Raw genomic sequence first — 24778 nt, 5'->3', positions numbered from 1 at the left:
GGGATCGGCGCGCCGTAGGCTGGGCACCACGCATCTTCCCGAGGAAGGACGCCGCCGTGCTCCGCTACTCCCGCTCCGGCTCCGGGGCCCCGACGCTCCTGCTGATCCCCGGCCTGCTGTGCACCCAGCGGCTGTGGGACCGGGCGCGCCCGCTGCTCGAGCGTTTCCACGACGTCATCACCGTGGACCTGCCGGGCGTGGCCGGTGGCGACCTGCCGGACGGGGCCGTCGGCCTGACGGACTACGCCGACCTCGTCTGCGAGGTGCTCGACGCGGAGGGCGTCGAGCGGTGCGCGTGGGTGGGGCACTCCCTGGGCGGCTACGTGCTGGCCGCCGCCCTCGAGGAGCACGCCGGGCGGATCAGCCACGCCGTGCTCGCCTACAGCACCCCGGCGGCCGACGACGACAAGGCCCGGGCCGGCCGCGAGAAGGGCATCGCCATGGTCGGGCAGGACGGCGTGGCCGAGTACGCCCGCCGGCAGATGCCGAAGACGTTCCGCGGGGACGCCCGGGCGCAGGACGTCGGGGCGGCGCTCCGGCAGGCCGGCGACTGGCCGGCCGCCGCCGTGGTCCGCACGCTCGCGGCCATGCGGGACCGCCCCGACCGCACCCGGCTGCTCCTGGAGCACACCGAGCTGCCGGTGCTGCTCGTCCAGGGGGACGACGACCCCGCCGTCGACGCCCTCGACCCGCAGGAGCGGCACGTCACCCGGATCGTCACCGACACCGCCCACATGGGGGTGCTCACCGACCCGCACACCTTCGCCGGGATCGTCCACGGCTGGATCGCCGACGAGATCGAGCGCGACGCCCGGGACTGAGCGCCGTCGTCCCGCCCGGCGCCGCCCGGGGTGGGGTCAGGGCGCGGGGACCCGCCGCCAGCCCGCGGAGTCCACCTCGACGACGACGGGGGCCCTCCCGCCCACGCCCCGATCCCGCAGCGCCGCCGCGACGTCCTCGGCGGGGGCGGCCACCACGAACGTCTCGCCGCGGAACAGGTCGGCCGTGTCCTCGACGAGCCGGACCACCTCCCGCGCCCCGCGGGCCGTGAGACGCTCCGCCACGGGCAGCCGGGCGAGCCACGCGGGGGAGGGGGCGGCGTCGTTGAGCAGGACGGCCGTAGCCGGGCACTGGAGATCGCTCACCGCCCCAGTCTTCCCCCGGCGGGCCGCCGGGGGAAGACTGGGAGTATGACCGACCCCGTGGACCCGCTCACCGCCGCAGCCGCCCGGGCGCGCCTGGCGGCCGACGCCCACCGCGGCGTGGAGACCGAGACGTGGATCACCGAGCTCGCGCAGACGCCGCGGGCCCATCGCCCTGGCTCGCCCCGGCCCTCCGCCGCGGACGTCCTCTCCGGGCGCGACGACGCGCACGCGACCTCCACCGAGAGCGACCGGCGTGCCGTCGACTGGGTTCGGGACCTCGCCGACCGCGGCGGCTGAGGCCGGCCGGTGCTCAGTCCAGGGACTTGGGCTCCCCGGGCAGCTGCTGGTCGCAGCCGGGCGTGAGCCAGGCCTTCACGAACCCGCCGGGCTGGTAGAGGAACTGGTGCAGGACGCCGAGGGGCCCGAGCGGGTAGTCGAAGGAGAGCACGTCCAGGCGCCCGGGATAGCAGCGCTCCAGGAGCAGGCGAGCCCGGGGCACGTGCTGGCGGAACGTCAGCGCGCTGACGTGGTCCCACCCGCGCGCCGCGGCGAGCTCCCGCAGCTCGAGGGCCTCGCCCTGGGTCGTGGACGGGTCCGGCGGGAAGCAGATCACCTCGTAGCCGCGGTCCTCGGCGCAGAACCGCTTCTGCTCCATGAAGCGCCGGTGCTCCGGGGGCCGTACCGAGCGGGGATCGGGCGTGGCCACCACCAGGACCGGCGCCGTCCCCGCCTCCATGAGCCGGAACGCCTCCGCCATGCGGATCGGGTCGTGGGGACCCAGCACCACCAGGGCGTCCGACGGCACGGGAGGGTCCACCCGGGGGTGCTGGAGCACGGCCCAGCACGCCAGCAGCCACACGAGGGCGGCGCCGAGGACGACCGCGGCGACGCGGCGGGCCCGGCGGGCGGTGCGGTGCCGTGGCCGGTGGGTCGTGGCAGTGCTCATGGTGGTCCTTCCGTGGCCGGCCCGGGCGGGCGGCGGCTGCCCCGATCCTCGCACCGCCCGCCCGGTGCGGTCACTTCGTGACGGCGCGCCGACTAGGCTGAGGGGCGGCCGGGGCACCGGGACGCCGGGACAGCACGGGACGCGCAGGAGGGAATCGCATGACGACGACGGGCACCGAGCAGGGCGTGCTGTGCCGGATCCCGATGCGCTGGGGCGACATGGACCCGTACGGTCACGTCAACAACGTCGAGGTCGTCCGGCTCCTGGAGGAGGCCCGGATCGCCGCGCTCGGCGTCCCCGTGGGCACTGGTGACCAGGTGGAGCCCCCGCTCATCCCGTTCTTCTCGGAGCTGCCGGAGGGCACCCAGGCGCTGATCAGCGAGCACCGGATCAAGTACCTGCGGGCCCTCGAGTACCGCAACGCGCCGGTCGAGGTCCGGGTGTGGGTGGTCTCGGCCCGCGGCGGGGCCCTCGTGCTGGGCTTCGAGATCATCGACGTCGTCACGCGCCGCACCTGCGTGCGCGCCGAGACGCAGCTCGCGTTCTTCGTCCCCGCCACCGGCACGGTCCTGCGGATCACGCCCGGGCAGCAGGAGATCCTGGCGCCCTACGCCGGAGCGCCCGTCTTCCGCTGACCCCGCCGGCTCGATCCGCCGGACGTTGCGCCGCCCCTCCCGACCCGGTCCTGTGCGATGCGCCGAGTCCCCGAGGCACTGGCATTTCCCCATGATCGTTCGTGGGGGAATGCGAGCACCTCGGGGACTCGGCGACCGGGATGGGAACTCGGCGACCGGGGGGCGGGACCGGCTCAGGACTGCGACCGCGGGCGCTGCGCGGCCTGCGAGCGCCGGTACTGCGCGGCCAGGCGGACCGGGGCGTTGGGCGCCCCGTAGCCGGCGTAGCCGCCCCGGCGCTCGACCACCTCGAAGAACACCGTGCCGAGGGTGCCCGTGTAGAAGTGCAGGAACTCGCCGTCGGCGTCCCGGTCGTAGAGCAGGTTCAGCTCCTGCAGGGACGCCAGGAACGCGTCGTCCAGGTCGAAGCGGGCGTCGAGGTCCTCGTAGTAGTTCTGCGGCACCGGCAGGAACTCGAGCCCCCGGCGGCGGGCCCGCCGGGCCACCGCGAAGACGTCCGTGCAGGCCACGGCCACGTGCTCCGGATAGGCAGCGCCCACGAAGGAGCCCTGCTCCGCGGCGGCCGGGGCGACGTTGAGCGGCATCCGCACGGCGCCGCTGGCCGAGCGCATCACCTGGCTGCGCACCAGCCCCGACGGGCCGGGGACGTCCTGGGCGGGCTGCGCCTCCAGGGCGAGCACCGAGGTGTAGAACAGCACGGCCTCGTCGTAGTGCTGCCACGGCTGGGCCATGTTGATGTGGTCCACCCCGGTGACGACGCCCCCGGCGTCGGGCTCCTCGTCCGCGCCGAACTCGCCCAGCCACGCCGGGACGCCGCTGCCCCCGCCCGCGCAGAAGAAGACCTCCGTGCCGTCCGGGGCGAAGACCCCCCGCAGCACCTGCTCGTCGGCGCGCTGGGAGCGCGGCACGGGCAGGGCCTTCAGGCGCGTGGCCCGCTCGAGGGCGGCGTCCGGGTCCGCGACGTCGAAGCCGAGCGCCGCGATCCCGGTGGGCGACCCCTCGGGCACGGCGTCGTTGACGACGATCCGCACCGGGCCCTGGACCCACAGCTGCACGTTCTCCTTGGACTGGTGGTGCCCGCCCAGGGCGAAGCCCAGCTGGTGCAGCAGGCGGGTGGTCTCCCCGAGGCGGCCCGTGCGGATCTCCACGAAGTCGTAGCCGCTGGGCTCCTCGACCGCGGGCAGCGCCTGGAGGGCGAGGGGGTCCCGGACGGGTTCCCCCTCGAGGGCGCGCCGCGTCTGGTCCTCGAGCCAGCGCAGCGAGCGCAGCCCGTCCACGGCGGTGCGGTTGACGTCCGCCTGGCGGAAGGCGTCGTTGAAGATCTCCAGGGACACGGGCCCGTCGTAGCCGGCGCGCACGAGGTGGGTCATGAAGCCGACCATGTCGAAGTCGCCCTCGCCCGGGAACACGCGGTGGTGGCGGGACCACGACAGCACGTCCATGCTCAGCAGCGGCGCGTCGGCGAGCTGGACGAAGAAGATCTTCTCCGCCGCGATGCCCTCGATCGGCGCGGGGTCCCAGCCGCGGGAGAGGATGTGGAAGCTGTCCAGGCAGGTGCCCACGCTGGGGTGGTCGGCGAGGTCCACGATCCGCTGGGCGTGCTCGAAGTCGTTGACGAACCTCCCCCACGCGAGCGCCTCGTAGGCGAGCCGCACGTCGTAGCGGGCTGCGAGCTCCCCGAGCTCGCGCAGCTGGGACGCCATGAGCGCGTCGTCGTCGAACTCGGCGGTGGCCACGTTGGAGCACACGAGCATCGTGTCCGTGCCCAGCCGGTTCATCAGCCGGAACTTGGCCTCGGCGCGCCGCAGGTTCGCGGCGAACTGCTCGGGACCCACGGCGTCGGCGTCGCGGAACGGCTGGTAGAGGTCCAGGGTCAGGCCCAGCCGCTCCGCCAGGGAGCGGATCTGCTCGGGCGAGGAGGGGGAGACGACGAGGTCCTGCTCGAAGACCTCGATCCCGTCGAAGCCGGCCGCCGCGGCGGCGTGCATCTTCTCCTCGAGGGTGCCCGAGAGGCAGACGGTCGCGATCGAGGTGCGCATCAGCGGACGGCTCCCGCCGGCGTCGCAGCCTCGGCCTGCGCCTCGCCCCGGACGACGGGCGCGGGCAGCTCGCCGGCCTCGGTGCGGGAGGTGTGCAGGGCGTCGATCTGCTCCAGGGTCTTGTCCCTGGTCTCCTTGGCCGTCAGGGCGGCGACCACAGCGATCAGGCAGGCGCCGGTGACGAAGCCCGCGACGCCCAGCCAGTTGTCCCCCTCGGCTCCGGCGAGGGAGCTGGCCAGCACGGGGGCGAAGCCGCCGGAGACCGCGAAGCCGATCTGGCTGCCCAGGGCCAGGCCGGTCACGCGCACCCGGGTGGGGAACATCTCGGCGTAGAAGGAGGGCCAGATGCCGTTGGCCATCGAGTAGAAGAACCCGGACATGACGGCCCCGAGGAGGAAGATCAACGTCCAGTTCCCGGCGTGGACGGCGGCCAGGTAGGGGTACATCATGGCTGCCGCGCCGGCCGCCCCGGTGAGGAACACCGGCTTGCGCCCGACCCGGTCGGCGACCACGGCCGCCGCGGGGATCGCGAGCAGGGCCACGGCGTTGGCGATGACGGAGACCCAGAGCATGCTCGAGCGCTCCAGGCCCACCACGGAGGTGGCGAAGGACAGCGACCACACCAGGAACACCACGTTGACGGTGTTGATCATCGCCGCGCACGCGATCCGGGCCACGGCGCTCTTGTGGTACTTGAACATCAGCGACAGCGGGGTGGCCGGCTTCTCGCTGGGCAGCTCAGCCCTGGTCAGCTCGAAGGCGGGCGGCTCCTCCAGGTGGCGGCGGATCAGGTAGGCCACGACCACCACGACGGCCGAGAGCCAGAACGGGACCCGCCAGCCCCAGCTGAACAGCTGCTCCTCGGTGAGGACCAGGGTGAAGGGGATGAACACGGCCGTGGCCAGCAGGGTGCCGAACTGGGTGCCCTGCAGGGTCCAGCTCGTGATGAAGGCCCGGCGGCGCTCCGGGGCGTGCTCGAGGGAGACGGAGATCGCGCTGGCCTGCTCCCCGGAGGCCGACAGCCCTTGGATGATTCGACAGGTCACGAGCAGGGCCGGGGCCAGCAGCCCGGCCTGGTCGTAGGTGGGCAGGCAGCCGACGGCGAAGGTGCCGGCTCCCATCAGGAACAGGGTGAGCATGAGCACGAACTTCCGCCCCAGCCGGTCTCCCAGCGGGCCCATGACCAGGGCCCCCAGGGGCCGGACGACGTAGGCCACCCACACCGTGCCCATGGACAGCAGGATCGCCACTGCCGGGGAGGTCTCGGCGGGGAAGAACAGGTGGTTGAGCACCAGCGCGGCGGCGGTGCCGTAGACGGCGAAGTCGTAGTACTCCAGGGCCGAGCCGATCCAGCTGGCCAGGGCCGCCCTCCTCGGCGTCTTGACGCGGGCGGCCGGGGCCGCACCGGTCGTCGCGGCTGCGCTCATGAGGTGTCCTTCTCTCGGTCCACAACATGCGGGAGCCCGCGGGCATCGGTTTCCACATTGTGGCAACAGTTTTTGTTATGTGATCATGGTCTCTGTGGTGCACCACACATGTCAACTGCGCCGCGAACCGTGGGCCGCCCCGTGAACGCGCGGTGCGACGTCCCGGCGGTCCGGCGGGGAAGGCTTCCGGGCTCTCCGGTCAGCCGGTCGGCGGCACGTGTCCGCTGCTCGGTGCGCCGGGGCGGGGCGGCCTCGCCGAGCGGCGCGGGAACGAGCGCCACGGCAGGGGCGGGCGAGGGCGCCGGCGCGCGGGGGCGCCCGCGCCGCCGGGCCGGTGCGGACCCATGAAGCTTGCGGGCACGAGCGCGCCGCGCCCGGAGGGGGCGGGAGCTCCCGGGCGCGGTCGGGCGGACGGTCCCGGTCAGGGCATGGGTTCGCCGCGGGCCGCGGTGAGCAGGGCGTACCACTCCTCGTGGCCCAGCCGGGCGGAGAGGGCCTCGGCCTGGGCGCACCCGGCGATCCGCTCGGGCTCCGTCGTCCCGACGACCGGGCGGATCCCGCCCGGGTGCCTCATCAGCCACGCGAGGACCACGGCCTCCCCGGAGACCCCGTGCGCGCGGGCGATCCCGTGGACGGTCTGCGCGGTGGCGGCGGCGTGCCGGTCCTCGGGCGGGATCGGGGCGCCGGTGTACAGGCCCCGGGCCAGGGCGCCCCACGCCTGCACCTCCACGCCGTTGGCCGCGCAGTACTCCAGGGTCCCCTCCGAGAAGGGCTGGGTGGCGGCCTCCGTCTGGTTGGCGAGGATCTGGTGCTCCACGAAGCCCCGGTGCCGGAGGCTGAGCTCCAGCTGCAGGGCCGTGACGGGCGTGGCCAACAGCTGCTGGTAGTGGGACACCTGGCGCACGGACATGTTGGACAGACCCACCGAGTGGATCAGCCCCTCCTTGCGCAGCTCGTCCAGCGCGGCCGCGACCTCGCGCGGGTCGGCCAGGGGGTCCGGGCGGTGGAGCATCAGCCGCTCCACGGAGTCGAGCCCGAGCCGCTGCAGCGAGCCCTCGAGGCTGCGGCGGATGGTGTCCCGGTCCAGCCGGTAGTGCGCGGGGGCGCCCGGGGCGGTGGTGTTGCCCGGCAGGCGCACCCCGCACTTCGTCTGGACGGTGATCCCGCGGCCCAGCTCCGGATCCTCCGCGAGGAGCTGCCCGAAGACCTCCTCCGACTTGCCGTGGGCGTAGATGTCCGCGTGGTCGAACTCCGTGATGCCGGCCGCTCTCGCCGCGCGCACCGCCGCCCGGGCCCGGTCCACCGTCGCGGCGTCCAGCGGGCCGTCGTCCCACGACCCGCCGAGCGTCATGCAGCCGTAGATCAGTCGGGAGCTCAAGGGCGCTCCTCGCCCTCCGGCACCCCGGCGTCCCGCGTGGGGTCCTCCTGCTCCCGGCGCTGCTGCTCGGCGGCCCAGCGCAGGCGGGCGGCGGCCGTGTAGGCCGAGCCGGACTCCTTCATCCGGCCGGCCCGCTCGTACAGGCGCCCGAGGGCGGTGAAGCATTCGGCCTGGTCGCCGGCCGTGCCCTCGGTCTCCTGGTAGAAGTCCAGCGCCCGGTTGTAGGCGGCCAGCGCCTGGGAGGAGCGGTCGCCGAGCTCGTAGACCCGGGCGAGGTTGACGTGGCACTGCGCCTGGTCCTGCGGCTCGTGCGGGGTGTCGAGGTACTGGCCGAGCGCGTCGAGCAGGTGTCCCTCGGCGTCGCGCGGGCGGTCCAGTTCCAGCAGCAGGCTCCCCAGGATCAGGTGCGTGCGGGCCTTGTGCCGTCCGCTGCCGGAGATCCTCCCGAAGAGCCCGAGGGCGTTCTCGTAGGCGGTCACCGCGCGGCCGGGCCGGTTCATCCCCAGGTAGAGGTGACCCAGGTTGTAGTGGCACGCGGCCTGTTCCTGCAGGGCGTCGCCCTCCTCCTCGAACAGGACGATGGCCTGCTGGTAGGCGGTCTCGGCCTCGTCGAGCCGTCCGCGGTCCTCGGCGTCGAGGGCCCGGGTGAAGAACCCGTGCCCGTCCTGGGAATGGCTCATGCGGATTCCTTTCTGTGCCGGGTCCTCCACCGGGGCGGACGGTGGGGCTACGCCGGGTGCGAGTCCCGGGGGCGGGGGGCGCGGCGGCCGAGGGCGAACCACAGGGCCGCGCCGGCCACGGGGAACGCGAGGATCACGAGCAGCCAGAGCAGGCGCAGGACCTGGTCCTGGCCGGGCGTGCGCAGCAGCGAGACGGTCGCGGACGCCATCAGCGCGACCACGACCGCGCCGGCTGCTGTCACCGCGTTCTCCCCCGCCTGGGGAACCAGCGGGTTCGTCCCGGCGGCCGCGAGGACGGTCCACGTGCTCATGCATCGATACTGGCACCGCGGGGGCGACCGGACAAGGGCGGACCCGCCGGGGGGCGCGCACGGCCGTCCCCCGGAGAGGGGCTGGCCGGGGGCGATCACCCTGCTGATAATGTAGTGACCACCAGCGTCGACCCGAGGAGTGCCAACGATGTCCACCTCCGACGAGCGCACGTTCGCCCCGGATTCCCCCGCGGGGCGTCCGGGCCGGTCCGCTCAGGACGACTCCGGCGTGGAGCTCCACCCGCCCAGCTCCTCCACCGAGCTCTGGGACCACAACGCCTACGGTCGCGAGAACGGCGACATCGGCGGCTCTGCGACCACCGGCGCCACCGACACCCGCGACCCGCGCGGTGGCGCTCCCGCCTACAACATCGACGCCGGGGACGACGACGCCGACCGCCACGGCGACGACGCCGGCCGCAACGCCGGCCCCGGCGTGCGCGCCACCGGCGAGTCGCTCACGGGCGCCGACGCCACGGCCGGCGACCGCCACGAGAGCGTCGGCGAGGAGCGGGGCCGGCACGCGGCCGACGGGCCCGCCGCGGCGACCACGACCGGCACCGGGGAGCGGGCCGTCGAGCAGGAGCCGGTCACCGGCCGGCACTCGGCCGACGGACCGGTCGGCGAGCCGTCCGCCCCGGGCGGGGCGGACGCCGGAGCCGGCCTCGCACGCGATGACGGGGGCGCCTCCGTGGTGCGCCACGAGGAGCGGCTGCGCGTGGGCACCGAGCAGGTGGAGTCCGGGCGGGTCCGGCTGCGCAAGTACGTGGTCGAGGAGCCGGCCCGCGCCGAGCAGACCCTCGTGTCCGAGGACGTCGAGGAGGTCCGCACCCCCATCACCGACGAGGAGCGCCAGGCCTTCCTCGACGGGCAGGAACTGCCCCTCGGCGAGGACGAGGTCATCCTCTACCGGGACGTGCCCGTGGTGCAGACCGTCCGCGTGCCCTACGAGCGCGTCCGCCTCGTCGTGCGCCGCACCGAGCGCACGGAGGTCGTCGAGGACACCGTGCGTCAGGAGCGCGTCGACGTCGAGGAGGTCTGAGCCTCTCCTCCCGCTCTCCGGACCCCTGCCGGCCCCGTGCCGGCGGGGGTCCGTGCCGTCGCGGCCCGGACGGCGCGGATCTCAGAAGCGGCCCAGCTCCTCCCGCAGCGCCGAGCCGAGGTCCGGGTGGCGGAAGCGGTAGCCGCGGTCGATGGCCCGGTCCGCCGAGACCTTCTGGTCCGCCAGGGCCATGAGCTGCGCGCCCTCGGACCCGAGCACGAGCTTCGGGCCGAACCCCGGGGTCGGCAGCAGGGCGGGCCGGCCCAGGACCTTGCCGAGGGTCCGGGCGTAGTCCCCGCCCGTCACGGGCATGGGGGCCACGGCGTTGACCGGCCCGTGCAGGGCGGGGGAGAGGACGGCGTGGGCGAACAGCCCCACGACGTCGTCCAGGGAGATCCAGCTCAGCCACTGCGTCCCGGAGCCCAGCCGGCCGCCCAGCCCCGCGAGGAACAGGGGCAGCTGGGCCTTCAGCGCGCCGCCGGCGGGGGTCTGGACGATCCCGGTGCGCACGGCCACCACCCGGGTGCCCGACGCCTGCGCCTCCTGCGCGGCCTCCTCCCAGGCCACGCAGACCCGGGCGAGGAAGTCGTCCCCCGGGGAGGACTTCTCCGTGACGGTCTCCCCGTGGGTGTCGGCACCGTAGTAGCCGATCGCGGAGGCGCTGACCAGAGCGGCCGGGGCGTCCTCGCCCAGTTCGGCGATCGCGCGCACGAGCAGGCGGGTGCCGCGCACCCGCGAGTCGTGGATCTCCTCCTTGGCGCGGTCGGTGAGCCGCCCGCCGATGCTGCGCCCCGCCAGGTTGACGACGACGTCGACGCCCCGCAGCGCCGCCGCGTCCAGCTCCCCGGTCCGGGGGTCCCACGAGATCTCCCCCGGTGTGCGGGCTGGGCGGCGCACGAGGCGCAGTACGGTGTGCCCGCCGGTGCTCAGCAGCGCGGCGAGCTGGCTGCCGATCGTGCCGGAGGCCCCCGTCACCGCCACGGTCAGCGGGCGGGAGGAGTAGCGCGCGTGGAACTCCAGGTCCGTGAGCAGGCGGCGGGAGCGGGCCTCGAACTGCCGGGCCAGGGTGGAGGCCATGAACCGGTCCCCGAACTGCCGGCGGCCGGGCAGGGCCGCGTACTGGACCGTGTCGGTGACGACGGTCCCGCCGTTCCCGTCGTCGTCGAACCGGTGCCGGTGCTCCCACGAGGCGAGGGGCCCCCTGACCATGCGGTCGCGGAACTCCCGGTCCGGCACGTAGCCGTGGTGCTCCGCGGTCCAGGGCACCGAGGCGAGCCCGTACGAGCCGGGCACCGCGATCCGCAGCCGCGAGCGCGTGCCGTCCCGCAGCGGGGGCGAGGACTCCTCCACCACGGAGCCCGCCCACGCGGGGGTGAGCCGCGTGAGGGCGCCGGGCCGGGCGTGCCACCCGAAGACGTCCTCGACCGGGTGGGGCACACGGGTGGTGTTCGTGAAGGTGGTCATGGCAGTCACTCAACTCCCATTGCCCCGCTTCGTCCAGGACCCCGGCCCCGGGCCGCGCCGTGTCCCCCCCCGGGCCCCTCCCGGGCGCCGCCGGACGGCCGGCCGGCCGCGGGTGGTTCCCCTGGGTGGTCCCGGTCACTAGGGTGGAGTGCACGTTCAAGCGAAGGAGGTTGCTGTGACCACTGCCGACAACGAGGATGCGCCGAGTCTCGACGACGTGATCGTGCCCGAGGAGGACGCCCTGCCCCAGCCCATCGCCAAGGGGCACGCGGGCATGCCCGACCACCTCGACGACGACGCCCTGGCCGCCGCCACCGAGCAGGAGCGCGTGGCCGCCGGACTGGCCGACTACGCCCCCAGCCAGGTGCCCCCGGCCACCGATCCGCTGCCCGAGGGCTCCTCCGAGGCCGCCGACCGCGCGCAGCGCGGGCTGCTCGAGGACGCCTCCGACACCGACTGACCCGCCCCCGCCCGCCGCGGGAGCTCCCGGGCGGGACCACTGCAGGAACCGAACCGGACGAGGAGGACCACGATGGCCGAGAGAGGCAACACCAAGCACGGGTCGGAGCTCGACGACCAGATGAAGCACGAGGTCGAGGACGCGCTCCAGGCCCGGCAGCCCAACCACGTCGAGGAGCACCGGCAGAGCGAGCCGTGGGTCGACGACACCGACAGCCCCGAGGTCCGCTCCGCCGTCGAGGAGCGCGAGCGCGCGCCCCGTCCCGACGACGCCGACGAGGGCGGCCAGTAGGCCGCTGCGCAGGAACGGGGCCCCGGTCCTCCGAGCAGGAGGACCGGGGCCCCGTTTGCCCTCCGGGCGGGTCTCGCCCACAGTGGAGCACGTGACGACCTCCGGACGCATCGTGCTCATCCGCCACGGCCAGACCGACTGGAACCTCGCCGAACGGCTCCAGGGAGCCACGGACGTGCCCCTCAACGAGACCGGCCGGGAGCAGGCCCGCGCCGCCGGCCGGCACCTGCGCGCCGAGGCCCTCATCTGGGACGTCCTGGTGTCCTCGCCCCTGGGGCGGGCGGTGGAGACCGCGCGGATCATCGGCGAGGCCGTGGGTCTGGAGCTCACCGCGACCTACCCCGAGCTGATCGAGCGCAGCTTCGGCCCGCACGAGGGGAGGAGCTTCGCGGGGCTGCCCGTCGACGAGCGGGACCGGATCCTGTCCGCGGGCGAGCCCGCCGACGCGGTGGCCCGGCGCGGGCGCGAGGCCCTGCGCCGGATCCGGGACGAGCACCCCGGGCGCAACGTCCTGGTCGTGGCGCACGGCTCGCTCATCCGGCTCACGGTCTCCGAGCTCGACGGGGAGGCCCACCCGCGGGTGGGCAACTGCGAGGTCGTCCCCGTCCGCCTCGAGACCCTGGACGCGGTCGACGTGGACGCCACGGAGTCCACCGCCCCCTGACAGCCACGCGCTGGTTCAATAAGCTGAAGCGACCAGGGACGGCCCCACGAGGGACCGTCCACCCTCTGAGGCGGCGACGACGGCGCACAGAACGCGTCGGTGCGCCGCCTCCGGTGACGAAGGCGTGATGCGGCTGTGGCCCCTGACCTGTACGCGATTCCCGAGGAGGACCGCACCGCGGCCCTGCCGGTGCTCGAGAAGACCCCGCAGTGGGGCGGGGAGCGGTCGTGGATCAACGAGTACTACCGCCACGTGCCCCGGGAGGACCTGCTCCGGCGCACCGAGGAGCAGCTGCGCGAGCGCGCCGAGCACCACCGGGAGGTGGGCCGGGTGCGGGCGCCCGGCGGGATCGCCGTGGGCGTGCGCCAGGAGGGCTCCGCCTCCGTGGTGTTCGTGGTCACGGAGGACGTCCCCTACCTGGTGAGCACCGTGACCGCGGAGATCGCCGCGAAGTGGGGAGGCGCCCGGCTCGTCATCCACCCCGTGCTGGTGGCCGGGCGCGGCCGGGAGGACCACGAGCTGCGCGACCTGCAGCCGGTGCCCGACCTGTCGGCGAGCTCCAGCGGTGACACCACCGCCCTGCCCAGCCTCGCCGGGCTGCGCGCGGAGGCCGGCACGACGCGCACCGTGGAGTCGTGGATCTCCGTGGAGCTGCTGCAGCCGCTCTCCGACGAACGGGCCCGGCAGCTCGTGGACCGGCTCAACGACCTGCTGGAGGACGTCCACCGGATCAGCCGGGACCAGCCGAAGCTGCGGCACCGGGTGAAGCTGCTGGCCCTCGACCTCGAGGAGCTGGAGGACCTGGAGCTGCCGGAGGGCGGCCACCCGCCCCTGGTGCGGCCCTCCCAGGAGTTCCTGAACTGGCTGCTGCAGGGCAACTTCATCCTCATGGGCTTCAAGGAGTACGACCTCGAGGAGTCCGGGGAGGGCCTGTCCCTGGTCAGCGTCCCCGGCACCGGCCTCGGGCTGCTCCAGGAGCGCGACGACCGCCCGCACCGCCAGGTCCTCACCGGCCTGGGCCGTGAGCACGCCCGCGAGGCCGGGACCCTGTTCGTCACCAAGGCCAACCGCCGGTCCTCGATCCACCGCCGCGAGTACCTCGACTACATCGGCGTCGCGAAGTACGACCAGAGCGGGCGGATCGTGGGCGAGTACCTGGTCCTCGGCCTGTTCACCCGCCGCGCCTACAACACCCCGGTCCGCGAGACGCCGCTGCTCAAGGAGAAGATGACGCAGGTCGCCGCCCGGTTCGGCTTCCTCGAGGACTCCCACTCCGCCCGCGACCTCATGGGCAACATCGAGGACTACCCGCGCGACGAGCTGTTCCACATGACCGCCGACGAGCTCTACCACATCATGCGCGGGGTCATGGGCCTGGACGAGCGCCGCCAGACCCGGCTGTTCCTGCGCCAGGACCACTTCGGGCGGTTCATGTCCGCCGTCGTCTTCCTGCCCCGCGACCGGTACAACACCTCGGTGCGCGGGCGGATCGAGGCGGAGCTGCGCAAGACGTTCGACGCCGAGGCCATCGACTTCGACGCCCGGCTCACGTCCTCGACCCTCGCCCGCCTGTTCTTCCGCATCCGCCTGCCCTACACCGGGGAGGTCCGCACCTTCGACCACGACGCCCTCGAGGCCCGGCTGCGGGCCGCCGTGCGGTCCTGGCCGGAGGCGCTGGTCCGCGCGATCCACCGCTCCTTCCCCGAGGAGCTCGCCCGCACCCACGCCGAGAACTGGGCGGAGGCGTTCCCCGACGCCTACCGGGCGGACTACGAGATCGAGGAGGCGGTCCAGGACCTGCAGCGCTGCGAGCTGCTGTGGGGCCGGGACCCGGACATGCCCGCGGAGGTGCGCGTCGTCGCGGGGCCCGAGGGCGTGCGGCTGAACATCTACCTCACCCGGTCCCTGTCCCTCACGGAGCTGCTGCCGCTGCTGCAGAACCTGGGGCTGACGGTGCTGGACCAGAAGCCGTACGCGGTGCAGCCGGCCGACGGGCGGAAGTTCCAGCTCTACGACTTCGGCGTGCGGCTGCCCGAGGGCGTCGACGCGATCGGCCCCCAGGACGCCCGGACCGAGGACCTCATCGAGAACGCCCTGTGCGCGGCGCTGTCCCACCGCTCCGAGTCCGACGGGCTCGACCGGCTCGTCCTCGCCGAGCGGATGACGTGGCGGACCGTGGCCGTGCTGCGCTCCTACGTCCGCTACCTGCTCCAGCTGGGCCACCCGAACTCGTTCGACTACATCGCCGACACCCTCCTGGCGTTCCCCGCCGTGACCCGCGCCCTGACCGGGTTCTTCGACACCAGCTTCAACCCCGCCCACGACGACGCGGTGCGGGAGGGCCTCCGGGACGCCGCCCACGACCGGCTGACGCGGGCGCTCGACGCCGTCCCCACCCTGGACGCCGACAAGCTGCTGCGCGCCCTGGTCGAGGTGATGGTCGCGACGCTGCGCACGAACGTGTACCAGGAGCGCCCCACCATGGCGTTCAAGCTCAGCCCGCGGCGGATCAGCAGCGCCCCGCTGCCGCACCCCCTGTACGAGATCTGGGTGTGGTCCCCGCGGGTCGAGGGCACGCACCTGCGGTTCGGGCCCGTGGCCCGCGGCGGGCTGCGCTGGTCGGACCGCCGCGAGGACTTCCGCACCGAGGTCCTGGGCCTCGTCAAGGCGCAGATGGTCAAGAACGCGGTGATCGTCCCCAACGGCGCGAAGGGCGGGTTCTACCCGAAGCACCTGCCGGACCCGGCCGTGGACCGCGACGCGTGGATGACCGAGGGCCGGGAGGCCTACAAGCTGTTCATCGCCTCCCTGCTGGACATCACCGACAACCTGGTCCGCGACGAGGCCGGCCACGACGTCGTCGTGCACCCCGAGCGGGTGGTGCGCCGCGACGGCCAGGACTCCTACCTCGTGGTGGCCGCCGACAAGGGCACGGCGTCCTTCTCGGACACCGCCAACGCGATCTCCGCCGAGTACGGGTTCTGGCTCGGGGACGCCTTCGCCTCCGGCGGGTCCGTCGGCTACGACCACAAGGCCATGGGCATCACCGCCCGGGGCGCGTGGGAGTCCGTCAAGCGCCACTTCTTCGAGCTCGGCACGGACACCCAGGCCGAGGACTTCACCGTGGTCGGGGTGGGCGACATGTCCGGCGACGTGTTCGGCAACGGCATGCTGCTGTCCGAGCACATCCGGCTGATCGCGGCGTTCGACCACCGGGACATCTTCCTGGACCCGGACCCCGACCCGGCGGTCTCCTACGCCGAGCGGGAGCGGCTGTTCAACCTGCCCCGCTCCTCCTGGAAGGACTACGACCCGGAAAAGATCTCGGAGGGCGGCGGCGTCCACCCCCGCACCGCGAAGTCCGTGCCGATCTCCCCGCAGGTCCGGGAGGCCCTGGGCCTGCCCGACGGCGTGGCGGAGCTGACCCCGATCGAGCTGATGCAGGCGGTGCTCAGGGCCCCCGCCGACCTGCTCTACAACGGCGGCATCGGCACCTACGTGAAGTCCGCGCAGGAGTCGAACACCGACGTGGGGGACAAGGCCAACGACGCCATCCGCGTCGACGGCGGCGACCTGCGCGTGAAGGTCGTCGGCGAGGGCGGGAACCTCGGCTGCACCCAGCACGGCCGCGTCGAGGCGGCCCTCAACGGGGTGCTGCTCAACACGGACGCGATCGACAACTCCGGCGGCGTGGAGTCCTCCGACCGCGAGGTCAACATCAAGATCCTCGTGGACCGCATGGTCGTGGCCGGGGAGCTGTCCCGGGAGGAGCGCGCCGGGTTCATCGAGGCCATGACCGACGAGGTGGCCGGTCTCGTGCTCGAGACGAACGTCGCCCAGAACGTGCTGCTCTCCGCCGAGCGCGGGCGCACGGCGCACTACAACGAGTCCTACGTCCGGTTCGTGCACTGGCTCGAGGAGAACGCGGAGCTGGACCGGCGGATCGAGGCGCTGCCCACGGACGAGCAGCTGCGGGACCGGGTGGCCGAGCGCGGGACGGGCCTCACGTCCCCGGAGCTGTCGGTGCTCGCGGCCTACGCGAAGATCCAGCTCTCGCAGGCGCTCATCGACTCCGACCTCGCCGCCGACCCGTGGTTCGGGCAGGTGCTCCAGGAGTACTTCCCGGAGCAGATCACCGAGCGGTTCGGGCCCCTGCTGGACACCCACCCCCTGCGGGCCGAGATCATCTGCACCGTCGTGGCCAACCAGGTGATCAACTACGGCGGCGTCCCGTTCGTCCAGCGGGTCATCGAGGAGACGGGGGCCGGGCCCGCGGAGATCGCCCGGGCCTTCGTCGCCGCGGTGCAGATCTACGACCTCGAGGACTACGTCCACCGCCACCGCGAGCTCCCCGCGGGGGTGCCCACGGAGCTGTGGACCCGGATGTTCCTCGACATGCGCCGGGTCCTGGACCGGGTGGTGCGGTGGCTGATCAACCGCGGGGAGACCCAGCGGCCCATCGAGGAGATCGTGGAGCGCTTCAAGCCCACCGTGGACGTCCGCTACATCGAGGAGCGGCTGCTCGGGATGGACTCCCGCCACCGCGTCGACACCCTCGCGGAGACGGCCGAGCGCCAGGGCGTGCCCACGGACCTGGCCCGCGTGTGGTCGCAGCTGCTCGACGCCTTCGCCCTGCTCGACGTCGCCCGCCTCGCCCACGCCTCCGGGACCGGGCTCGGCGAGGACGGCAACATCGACGAGGAGCAGATCAAGACCATCGCGAAGGTCTACTTCCAGCTCTACGACCGCTACCGCATCGAGAGCCTGCTCAACCGGATCACGCAGCTCCCGCAGGAGACCCACTGGCAGGTCCTGGCCCGCATGGCGATGCGCGAGGACGTCTACGCCACCCTCGTGGCGCTCGCCGACCAGGCCCTCGCGTCCCCGGGCGGGACGGCCGAGGACAAGGTCGACGCCTGGGAGGCGGCGAACGAGGCGCGGCTGCGCCGGCTGCGGGACGTGCTTGCGGAGATCGAGGCCGCGTCCACCGGCGAGCCCGCCGCCGAGCTCGCGTCCCTGTCCGTGGCGCTGCGCACCATGCGCAGCGCGCTCGCGGAGTAGGGCGCCGGCCGTGCAGGGCACCGCGGCGGTGGTCGGCTCCGGCCCCAACGGGCTGGGCGCCGCCGTGGTGCTGGCGCGCGCGGGCCTGGACGTCACGGTGCACGAGGCGGCGGCCACGGCCGGGGGCGCGGCGCGCTCCGCGGCCGTGCTGGGCCCGGGCACGGTGACGGACCTCGGCTCGGCCGTCCACCCGTTCGGGGCCGCCAGCCCCCTGTTCACGACCCTGGGCCTGCACCGGCACGGGCTCGAGTGGCTGCACCCGCCGATCGCGGCGGCGCACCCCCTCGACGACGGGCCGCCCGGGCTGCTGCACCGCTCCCTCGAGCGCACCGCGGAGGGCCTCGGCCGGGACGGCGCGGCGTGGACCGCGCTGCACCGCGGCGTGGTGGACCGGTGGGAGGACACCGTGGAGGCGGTGCTGGGCCCGCTCGTGCGCGCGCCCGCGCACCCGCTGGCCCTGGCGTCCTTCGGGCTGCGCGCGCCGTGGCCGGCCGCGGCCACGGCGCGGGCGCTGTTCCGCACGGAGCAGGCCCGCGGGCTCTTCGCGGGCTCGGCGGTGCACGCCGTGCTGCCCGCGCGCCACGTGCTGACCTCCGCCTTCGGGACCCTGTTCGGCGCCGCGGCCCACGCCACGGGCTGGCCGGTGGCCCGCGGCGGGTCGCAGGCGATCGTCGACGCCCTCGTGGCCGACCTCGAGGAGCACGGCGGGCGGGTCCTGCTCGGGTCCCCGGTGACGGACCTCGCGCAGGTGCGCCCGGCCGACGTCGTCCTCCTGGACCTCACGCCCCGCCAGGTGCTGCGGCTCGGGGGCCTGGAGCTGCCGCCCCGGTACCGGCGGGCGCTGGCGCGCTGGCGCTACGGGACCGCCTCCTACAAGGTGGACCTCCTGCTGGACGGGCCCGTGCCGTGGCGCGACGCCCGGATCGCTCGGGCGGGGACGGTGCACGTGGGCGGGACGCTCGCCGAGATCGACGCCGCGGAGACCGAGGCGCGGGCCGGCCGCCTCCCGGAGCGCCCGTTCGTGCTCGTCGCGCAGCAGGGGGCCGCCGACCGCTCGCGGGCCCCGGAGGGTCAGGAGGTGCTGTGGGCCTACGCCCACGTGCCCCACGGGTGCGACGACCCGGCGGCGGGGGAGCGGGTGCTCGACCAGCTCGAGCGCTTCGCCCCGGGCGTGCGCGACCGGATCGTGGCGCGGGTGGACACCCCGCCGGGCCGGCTCGAGGCCTGGAACGCGAACCTCGTGGGCGGGGACATCGGCGGCGGGGCCCTGGACGGGCTGCAGCAGGTGTTCCGCCCGGCCGTGCAGCCGGACCCCTACGCCACCGGGGCGCCGGGGGTGTACCTGTGCTCGTCCTCGACGCCCCCGGGGGGCGGGGTGCACGGCATGGCGGGCTGCCACGCGGCGCGCAGCGCCCTGCGGGACCTGGCCCGGCGGCGGCGGAGCCCCGGCGCCGGCTGACCCTCAGCCCGCGCCCTGGCCAGCGGGCGTCGTGGCGTACGTGGTGGCGGCCAGCTCCCGGATCTGCGCCACGTAGAGGCGGGTCTCGGCGATCGGAGGGATGCCGCCGTGCCGCAGCACCACGGTGGGCCCGGCGTTGTAGGCGGCGAGCACGAGGTCGATCTCCTCGCGGGGGGAGGCGGGATCCAGGGAGGCCACCATCCGCCGCAGGTCCTTGAGGTACAGCCCCTGGGCGCGGATGGCGTCGTGCGGGTCGAAGGGGTCGCCGCGGCCGTACTCCCGCCACGTGTCCGGCATGAACTGCGCGAGCCCCTGCGCCCCGGCCGGACTGACGGCCCGCGGGTTCCACCGGCTCTCGACGTCGAGCTGGGCCGCCACGACCGCGGGCGGCAGGCCGCACAGCTCCGCGGCCGCCAGGACGTCGTCGGCCCACGGCTCGGGCACGGGCGCGGTCCAGGGCGTCCCCTCCCCGCCGGAGGGACTCCCGCAGCACCGGGGCGCGTTCGAGAGCACCAGCCCGACCGTGCCCACGAGCAGCAGCACGACGGACGCCAGGAGCAGCCACGAGGGGCCCGTGGCGGGGCGCTCCTCGGCCTCCGGGCACGCCGGGGGGACATGGATGGTGGCCATCCCGCCCAGGCTAGGGACGACAGGGGCTGCCGGTCTGCCGTCTCTTGGGGGGACAGACGCGCCGTGCCCGGAGGACGGGCACGGCGCGCCGGGCGGTCGTGGCGGCCGTCAGGCGGGCGAGGACCTCCCCGCGCGCAGCCCCGGCCCCGCGTCAGGTGCCTCGCCGGGATCCACCGCGGCGGGGGTCGTCACGAGCGCGAAGTCCTCGCCCTCGTGCCGCTCCACGGCCGCCTCCACCGAGTCCTCCAGCAGCGAGGCGGCGAGCTCACCGCGCAGGACCAGCGGGTCGGCCGCGAGGTCCTTGTACAGCGCCACGCACAGCACGAGCATGACCACGACGAACGGCAGGGCCGAGACGATGGTGATGTTCTTCAGGCCCGTCAGGGCCTCGGCGCCGTCCTCCCCGCCGGCCAGCAGCATCGCGGCGGCCACGCCGCCCGTGAGCACTCCCCAGAACACGACGGACTTCTTGGAGGGCTCCTCGGCGCCGTTCTCGGAGAGGCTGCCCATCACGATCGAGGCCGAGTCGGCGCCGGTGACGAAGAAGATGGCCACGAGCACGATCGCGAGCACGACCAGCGCGCCGCCGACCAGGGCCGGCACCGGAAGGGCGCCGAGGAGCCCGAACAGGGCCAGGTCGAAGTCGAGGTCCGGGGCGCCGTCGACCATGCGCGTCAGCATCCCGGCCTCGTCCCCGGCTGCCTCGGCGCGCTCCTGCAGACCGATCGCGCCGCCGCCGAAGACGGAGAACCAGATCAGCGAGACGACCGAGGGGACCAGCAGGACCCCGCCCACGAACTCGCGGATGGTCCGGCCGCGGGAGATGCGGGCGATGAACAGGCCGACGAACGGCGTCCAGGAGATCCACCAGGCCCAGTAGAAGACGGTCCACGAGGACATCCACGCGGCGACCGACTCGTCACCGGAGGCCGCGGTGCGGGAGGCCATGACGGGCAGCTCGCCCACGAAGTTGCCGACCGCGGAGGGGATGACGTCGAGGATGAACAGGGTGGGGCCGCCGACGAACACGACGACGGCGAGGACCACGGCCAGGACCATGTTGATGTTGGACAGCGCCTGGATGCCGCGCTCGATCCCCGAGATCGCCGAGGCCACAAAGCAGGCGGTCAGGACGGCGATGACGAGCACGAGCGTCCAGCGGCCGGCGGTCCCCACCAGGCCGGTGGACTCGAGGCCGCCGCCGATCTGCAGCGCCCCCAGGCCCAGGGACGCCGCCGAGCCGAACAGGGTGGCCAGGATCGCGAGCACGTTGATGACCTTGCCCCCGATCCCGTTGACCACGCGCGGGCCGAACAGCGAGGTGAACATGGAGGAGAACAGCTGGCTGCGGCCCAGCCGGTACGTCCCGTAGGCCATGGCCAGGCCCACGAGCGCGTACATCGCCCACGGGTACAGGGTCCAGTGAAACAGGGTGGTGCCCATGGCCGTCTGCATGGCCTCGGGTGTCCGGCCCTCGACCGTGCCCGGCGGCGGGGACATGTAGAAGAACAGGGGCTCGCCCACCCCGTAGAACATCAGGCCGATGCCCATGCCGGTCGCGAACATCATGGCGACCCAGGAGGTGGTGCGGAACTGAGGGCGTTCGCCGTCGCGGCCCAGGGGGATGCGGCCGAACCGGCTCAGGGCGATCCAGATGATGTAGACGGTGAAGACGGTGGCGGCGACCACGAACAGCCAGCCGGTGCTGGTCATCACCCACTCGAGGGCGCCCGCGGCCACGGCGCCCAGGGAGGAGGGGCTCGCGAAGCCCCAGGCCACGAAGGCCAGGGCGATCAGCCCGCTCGCGGCGAACACGGTCTTGTCAAGGCCCTGCGGCCGTCGGAGGCGCTGCCGGATGCGCTGGGCGCGCATCGAGGCGAGGAGCCGTTGTTTCGTGTCGGTGGATCTGGTCATAAAGGGAGACCTCGTCAGGGTGCATGGGTGGGGGATCAACTGGTGGGAGTCTGCAACGGTGCGATGTGGTTCGGGGGCACGCTCGTGCGCCGGGGATCCGGGCAAAAGCCCGGCTACTCTACCAGGGCCCGTCCGTCCGGGCCGGTGCCCCTACGATGAGGACGTGACTGAGGAGATCCTCGCGACCGTCGTCGCCGCCGTCCTGCTCGCCGTCGGGTGCTTCGGCGTGATCGTGCCGGTGCTGCCCGGGTCGGTCCTCGTGATCGTGGGCCTGCTCGTCTGGGCGTTCACCGTCCGGGCGGTCGAGGGCTGGGTGGTGCTCGGCCTCGGCTCCGCCCTGGCCCTCGCCGGCATGGCCGCGAGCGCGGTGCTCACGGGCACCCGGCTCAAGCGGCGGCAGATCCCCAACAGGTCCCTGGTCCTCGCCGCGGCCGGCGCCGTGGTGGGGCTGTTCGTGATCCCCGTGGTGGGCGTCTTCGTGGGCTTCTTCGTGGGGCTGCTGCTGAGCGAGACCGCGCGCCAGCGGGACCTGCGCAGCGCGTTCGACTCCAGCTGGGCGGCGCTCAGAGCCGCGGGCCTGGGGATCGTGGTGGAGTTCGCGTGCGCCCTGGCCGCCTCCACCGTCTTCGTCGTGGGCGCCCTCGTCCTGTTCAGCACGGCCTGAACGGGCGGCCCGGGCAGCGGCCCCGGCGTCCGGCGGGGCCTGCCCCGCCCGGCGCCGCCCGGCCGCCGCCCGCTGCGCCCGAGGGGCCCGGACGCACCGCGTCCGGGCCCCTCGGCGCCGCGGGTGGTTGGTGCGGCTCAGCGCCAGGGCAGCGGGACCACCTCGACGTCCTGGCCCGCCGCCGCGCCGCCGGGCGGGACCACGAGGATCACGTCGGCGTGCGCCAGGCCGCGGAGCATGTTCGAGCCCACCCGGTCCCGCGGGGAGACCGTGCCGTCGTGCAGGTAGCCGGGCACCAGGGCGGTGACCTTCTGCCCGGGGAGGTCCTCGGCAGCGGGGACGGTGTGCGTGGGCGGCACCGGGTTGCCGTGCAGCCGGGCGAGCAGCGGCTCGGCGACCGTGAACGTGCTGACCATCGCGGCCAGCGGATTGCCGGGCAGCCCGACGACGAACGGCCCGTCCTCCGGCAGCCGCGCCAGGAACGTGGGATGGCCGGGGCGCTGGGCGAGCCCGTCCAGCAGGAACACGGCGCCGAGCTCCACGAGGGCGGCCCGGACGTGGTCGGCGTGCGAGTGCCCGGTGCCGCCGGTGGTGATCACGACCTCGCAGCGGGCGTCGAGCACCGATCCCATGCCCGAGGGGGCCTCGGTGAGGGCCGCGAGCATGGCCTTGGCCGTGTCCTCGACGCGGCGGACCTGGTCCACGGACCCGCCGAGCATCTCCACGAACGTGGGCAGCTGGGGGCCGAACGCGTCACGGACCTGGCCGGGCTCGGGGATCCCGTCCTCGACGACCTCGCTGCCGGTGAGCAGCAGGGTCACGCGGGGCCGGCGGCGGACCGGGAGCATGTCGTGGCCGCAGACCGCCGCGAAGGCGATGTGCGCGGGGTTGAGCACGGCCGGGGCGTGCAGGATGACGTCCCCGGCGGCGACCTCCTCGCCGGTGCGCCGGATGTTCTGGCCGTACGGGATGTCCTCGGCCGAGGGGGCGTGGGCGGCGATGGTGAGCACGGTCCCCTCCGCGGACAGGTCCGCGTACTCGTCCCGCAGCACCGCCCGGGCGCCCGCGGGCACCAGCCCTCCGGTGACGATGCGGGTGGCCTGCCCCGGCTCCAGGTTGAGCACCGGCCGGTAGAGCTCCTTGGGCGGGATGGTCAGCATCTTGCGGGGGTCGGTCTCCACGGGCTGGGGGAACACCACGGTCCACGGCTGGGGCCCGGCCACGGCGTAGCCGTCCATGGCGGAGGAGGCGTAGTGCGGCACCGGGATCGGCGAGGTAACGTCCTCGGCCAGGACCTCGCCCAGGGCCTCCCGCAGCGGCAGCCAGTGGCTGGGCAGCGGTTCCGCGGCGTCGTAGGCGAACTGCCGCGCCCGGTGCCACTCGGCGTCGTGCAGGGCCTCGACCGGCTCGGGCTCGGGGGCGGGGGTGTCGCGGTCGTCCACCACGACGGGCAGCGCGTGGGTGTACGGGCTGTTGGAGTCGGGGGGCGGGGGCAGTCCGGGCATCAGTTCTCCTCGGTGTCGTGGCGCTCGGTGGTGGCGCGGTCCGTGGGCACGAGTCCGGCCACGGTGCGCAGGGCTCGGCGCAGGGCGCCCTGCTGGTCCTCGCCGGCGGCGACGGCGCGGCCGACGTGGAAACCCATGAGGTAGGCGGTGGGCGGGACGGCCGGGCGCACGGTGCGGTGCGCGACCCTCCCCGTGAGGCCCAGCATCTGGTCCATCGGGAACTCGGCGTCCGGGACGTCCAGGGCCGCGCGCACTGCCGCAATCCACTGCTCCAGGGTCTCGTTCTCGGCCGGGCTCAGGTCCTTGGGCATGCCGTGCTCCTCCCGGGCGGTCGGGACCGCCCGTTCGTGGTCAGGTCAGGTGGTGCCTCCGCACATCGTCCCACGTGTCGACGTCCGCGGTGGCGTCCCCCGGCACGGTGACGTCGACCAGGGGCAGGTCGCCGACCACGGAGAACACCGACCGGCCGGTCAGGTCCCGGCCCGCGCAGGCGCCCCGCAGCACCTCGCTGCGGTAGAGTGCGGCCAAGGGCTGGCGGCGCCCGTCGGGGGAGACGGCGAGGAACCCCGCCGCCCCCGGCTGCGCCCGCGCGGCCTCGCGCAGGCGGGCGACGGCGGCCTGCACCCCGGGCATGTCGCACGCCAGCGTCATCGTCCAGGCCGCCGCCGGGAGCGCCTCGAGGGCGCGCAGGCCCGCGGCGATGCCGGCGGCGGGACCCGCGAACGGCGGGTCCTCCCGGGTGCGCAGCACCCCTTCCGGGAGCACGAACTCCGGGGGGCCCACGACCACGACGCCCGCCGCCTCCCGGACCGCCTCCACGGTGAGCTCCACGAGGGTCCGGCCCTCGTGCCGCAGCGCGGCCTTGGGGTGTCCGCCGAGCCGGGCGGAGCGCCCGCCCGCGAGGATCACGGCGTGGAAGCTCGGCGTGCTCACGGGCTCAGCCGCCGGAGAAGGGGGGCAGGACGTCGAGGGTCGCGGCGGCCGGGACGCGGGTGTCCGGGTCGGGGCAGGCCACCCCGTCGAGCAGGAAGCTGGAGCGGGCCAGGACCTGCCCCAGCGGCGG

23 protein-coding genes are annotated in these 24778 nt (G+C 74.4%); 10 read left to right on the top strand and 13 right to left on the bottom strand.

The window, feature by feature from the left end; genetic code table 11:
* Positions 1-56 precede the first annotated feature (56 nt).
* The gene (locus M3185_RS14635) at positions 57-821 is read left to right on the top strand and encodes an alpha/beta fold hydrolase (protein ID WP_251334417.1); all 765 of its coding nucleotides are present in this window, start codon (positions 57-59) and stop codon (positions 819-821) included.
* 36 nt (positions 822-857) lie between these two features.
* Here the strand turns inward: M3185_RS14635 and M3185_RS14630 are convergent, their stop codons facing one another.
* A complete protein-coding gene (locus M3185_RS14630) occupies positions 858-1145 on the bottom strand; it encodes a hypothetical protein (RefSeq protein WP_251334416.1) in 288 nt (95 codons plus the stop codon).
* Positions 1146-1190: 45 nt separating this feature from the next.
* Here M3185_RS14630 and M3185_RS14625 point away from each other — a divergent pair, with 45 nt between their 5' ends.
* On the top strand, positions 1191-1442 hold the full coding sequence (locus M3185_RS14625; RefSeq protein WP_251334415.1) for a hypothetical protein: 252 nt from the start codon (positions 1191-1193) through the stop codon (positions 1440-1442).
* A gap of 13 nt (positions 1443-1455) precedes the next feature.
* Here the strand turns inward: M3185_RS14625 and M3185_RS14620 are convergent, their stop codons facing one another.
* Positions 1456-2091 carry a YdcF family protein gene (locus M3185_RS14620; protein ID WP_251334414.1) on the bottom strand — a complete coding sequence of 212 codons (636 nt, stop codon included), beginning with the start codon at positions 2089-2091 and terminating at the stop codon, positions 1456-1458.
* 158 nt (positions 2092-2249) lie between these two features.
* Here M3185_RS14620 and M3185_RS14615 point away from each other — a divergent pair, with 158 nt between their 5' ends.
* Entirely contained in the window at positions 2250-2726 is a 477-nt protein-coding gene (locus M3185_RS14615; protein WP_251334413.1) for an acyl-CoA thioesterase, read from the top strand.
* A gap of 173 nt (positions 2727-2899) precedes the next feature.
* Here the strand turns inward: M3185_RS14615 and M3185_RS14610 are convergent, their stop codons facing one another.
* The 5 genes from M3185_RS14610 to M3185_RS14590 all read right to left on the bottom strand — a co-directional run bounded on the left by M3185_RS14610 (position 2900) and on the right by M3185_RS14590 (position 8561).
* A complete protein-coding gene (locus tag M3185_RS14610) occupies positions 2900-4765 on the bottom strand; it encodes a bifunctional sugar phosphate isomerase/epimerase/4-hydroxyphenylpyruvate dioxygenase family protein (RefSeq protein WP_251334412.1) in 1866 nt (621 codons plus the stop codon).
* On the bottom strand, positions 4765-6192 hold the full coding sequence (locus M3185_RS14605) for an MFS transporter (RefSeq protein WP_251334411.1): 1428 nt from the start codon (positions 6190-6192) through the stop codon (positions 4765-4767). Before M3185_RS14605 ends, M3185_RS14610 begins: the two co-directional genes overlap by 1 nt.
* A gap of 421 nt (positions 6193-6613) precedes the next feature.
* Positions 6614-7570, bottom strand: a complete 957-nt coding sequence (locus M3185_RS14600; protein WP_251334410.1) for an aldo/keto reductase — start codon at positions 7568-7570, stop codon at positions 6614-6616.
* Entirely contained in the window at positions 7567-8250 is a 684-nt protein-coding gene (locus M3185_RS14595) for a tetratricopeptide repeat protein (RefSeq protein WP_251334409.1), read from the bottom strand. Before M3185_RS14595 ends, M3185_RS14600 begins: the two co-directional genes overlap by 4 nt.
* A 47-nt stretch (positions 8251-8297) precedes the next feature.
* Complete coding sequence (locus tag M3185_RS14590; RefSeq protein ID WP_251334408.1) at positions 8298-8561, bottom strand: PLDc N-terminal domain-containing protein; 264 nt, start codon at positions 8559-8561, stop codon at positions 8298-8300.
* Between the two features lie 148 nt (positions 8562-8709).
* Here M3185_RS14590 and M3185_RS14585 point away from each other — a divergent pair, with 148 nt between their 5' ends.
* On the top strand, positions 8710-9603 hold the full coding sequence (locus M3185_RS14585) for a YsnF/AvaK domain-containing protein (RefSeq protein ID WP_251334407.1): 894 nt from the start codon (positions 8710-8712) through the stop codon (positions 9601-9603).
* A gap of 81 nt (positions 9604-9684) precedes the next feature.
* Here the strand turns inward: M3185_RS14585 and M3185_RS14580 are convergent, their stop codons facing one another.
* Positions 9685-11067: a TIGR01777 family oxidoreductase gene (locus M3185_RS14580; RefSeq protein WP_251334406.1), complete on the bottom strand. Its 1383-nt coding sequence runs from the start codon at positions 11065-11067 to the stop codon at positions 9685-9687.
* A gap of 175 nt (positions 11068-11242) precedes the next feature.
* On the opposite strand from M3185_RS14580, the gene M3185_RS14575 reads away from it, so the two are divergent.
* The 5 genes from M3185_RS14575 to M3185_RS14555 all read left to right on the top strand — a co-directional run bounded on the left by M3185_RS14575 (position 11243) and on the right by M3185_RS14555 (position 19002).
* Complete coding sequence (locus tag M3185_RS14575; protein ID WP_251334405.1) at positions 11243-11527, top strand: hypothetical protein; 285 nt, start codon at positions 11243-11245, stop codon at positions 11525-11527.
* A 72-nt stretch (positions 11528-11599) separates the two neighbouring features.
* Positions 11600-11818 carry a hypothetical protein gene (locus M3185_RS14570; protein ID WP_251334404.1) on the top strand — a complete coding sequence of 73 codons (219 nt, stop codon included), beginning with the start codon at positions 11600-11602 and terminating at the stop codon, positions 11816-11818.
* Between the two features lie 91 nt (positions 11819-11909).
* Positions 11910-12482: a histidine phosphatase family protein gene (locus M3185_RS14565; RefSeq protein WP_251334403.1), complete on the top strand. Its 573-nt coding sequence runs from the start codon at positions 11910-11912 to the stop codon at positions 12480-12482.
* A 135-nt stretch (positions 12483-12617) separates the two neighbouring features.
* Positions 12618-17543 (top strand): NAD-glutamate dehydrogenase, encoded by a 4926-nt coding sequence (locus M3185_RS14560; protein WP_251334402.1) that lies wholly within the window; start codon positions 12618-12620, stop codon positions 17541-17543.
* Positions 17544-17553: 10 nt separating this feature from the next.
* Complete coding sequence (locus M3185_RS14555) at positions 17554-19002, top strand: phytoene desaturase family protein (protein WP_251334401.1); 1449 nt, start codon at positions 17554-17556, stop codon at positions 19000-19002.
* 3 nt (positions 19003-19005) lie between these two features.
* Here the strand turns inward: M3185_RS14555 and M3185_RS14550 are convergent, their stop codons facing one another.
* Both M3185_RS14550 and M3185_RS14545 read right to left on the bottom strand, forming a co-directional pair.
* On the bottom strand, positions 19006-19632 hold the full coding sequence (locus M3185_RS14550) for a lytic transglycosylase domain-containing protein (protein WP_251334400.1): 627 nt from the start codon (positions 19630-19632) through the stop codon (positions 19006-19008).
* A gap of 108 nt (positions 19633-19740) precedes the next feature.
* A complete protein-coding gene (locus M3185_RS14545; protein ID WP_374238526.1) occupies positions 19741-21546 on the bottom strand; it encodes a BCCT family transporter in 1806 nt (601 codons plus the stop codon).
* 163 nt (positions 21547-21709) lie between these two features.
* Here M3185_RS14545 and M3185_RS14540 point away from each other — a divergent pair, with 163 nt between their 5' ends.
* Entirely contained in the window at positions 21710-22210 is a 501-nt protein-coding gene (locus tag M3185_RS14540; RefSeq protein WP_251334399.1) for a DUF456 domain-containing protein, read from the top strand.
* Between the two features lie 137 nt (positions 22211-22347).
* On the opposite strand, the gene M3185_RS14535 is transcribed toward M3185_RS14540, so the two are convergent.
* Genes M3185_RS14535 through mobA form a run of 3 tightly spaced genes read right to left on the bottom strand, consistent with a single transcriptional unit; the run spans position 22348 to position 24648 of the window.
* Positions 22348-23715 carry a molybdopterin molybdotransferase MoeA gene (locus M3185_RS14535; protein WP_251334398.1) on the bottom strand — a complete coding sequence of 456 codons (1368 nt, stop codon included), beginning with the start codon at positions 23713-23715 and terminating at the stop codon, positions 22348-22350.
* Positions 23715-24026 carry a DUF6457 domain-containing protein gene (locus M3185_RS14530; protein ID WP_251334397.1) on the bottom strand — a complete coding sequence of 104 codons (312 nt, stop codon included), beginning with the start codon at positions 24024-24026 and terminating at the stop codon, positions 23715-23717. Before M3185_RS14530 ends, M3185_RS14535 begins: the two co-directional genes overlap by 1 nt.
* 40 nt (positions 24027-24066) lie before the next feature.
* Positions 24067-24648 (bottom strand): molybdenum cofactor guanylyltransferase, encoded by a 582-nt coding sequence (mobA, locus tag M3185_RS14525; RefSeq protein ID WP_251334396.1) that lies wholly within the window; start codon positions 24646-24648, stop codon positions 24067-24069.
* Positions 24649-24778: the final 130 nt, after the last annotated feature.

The sequence above is a fragment of the Kocuria rosea genome (assembly GCF_023715525.1).
GTDB classification, from domain to species: Bacteria; Actinomycetota; Actinomycetes; order Actinomycetales; family Micrococcaceae; genus Kocuria; species Kocuria rosea_A.
Note: the sequence above shows the minus strand (reverse complement) of the source record. Positions and strands in the feature narration are given on the sequence as shown.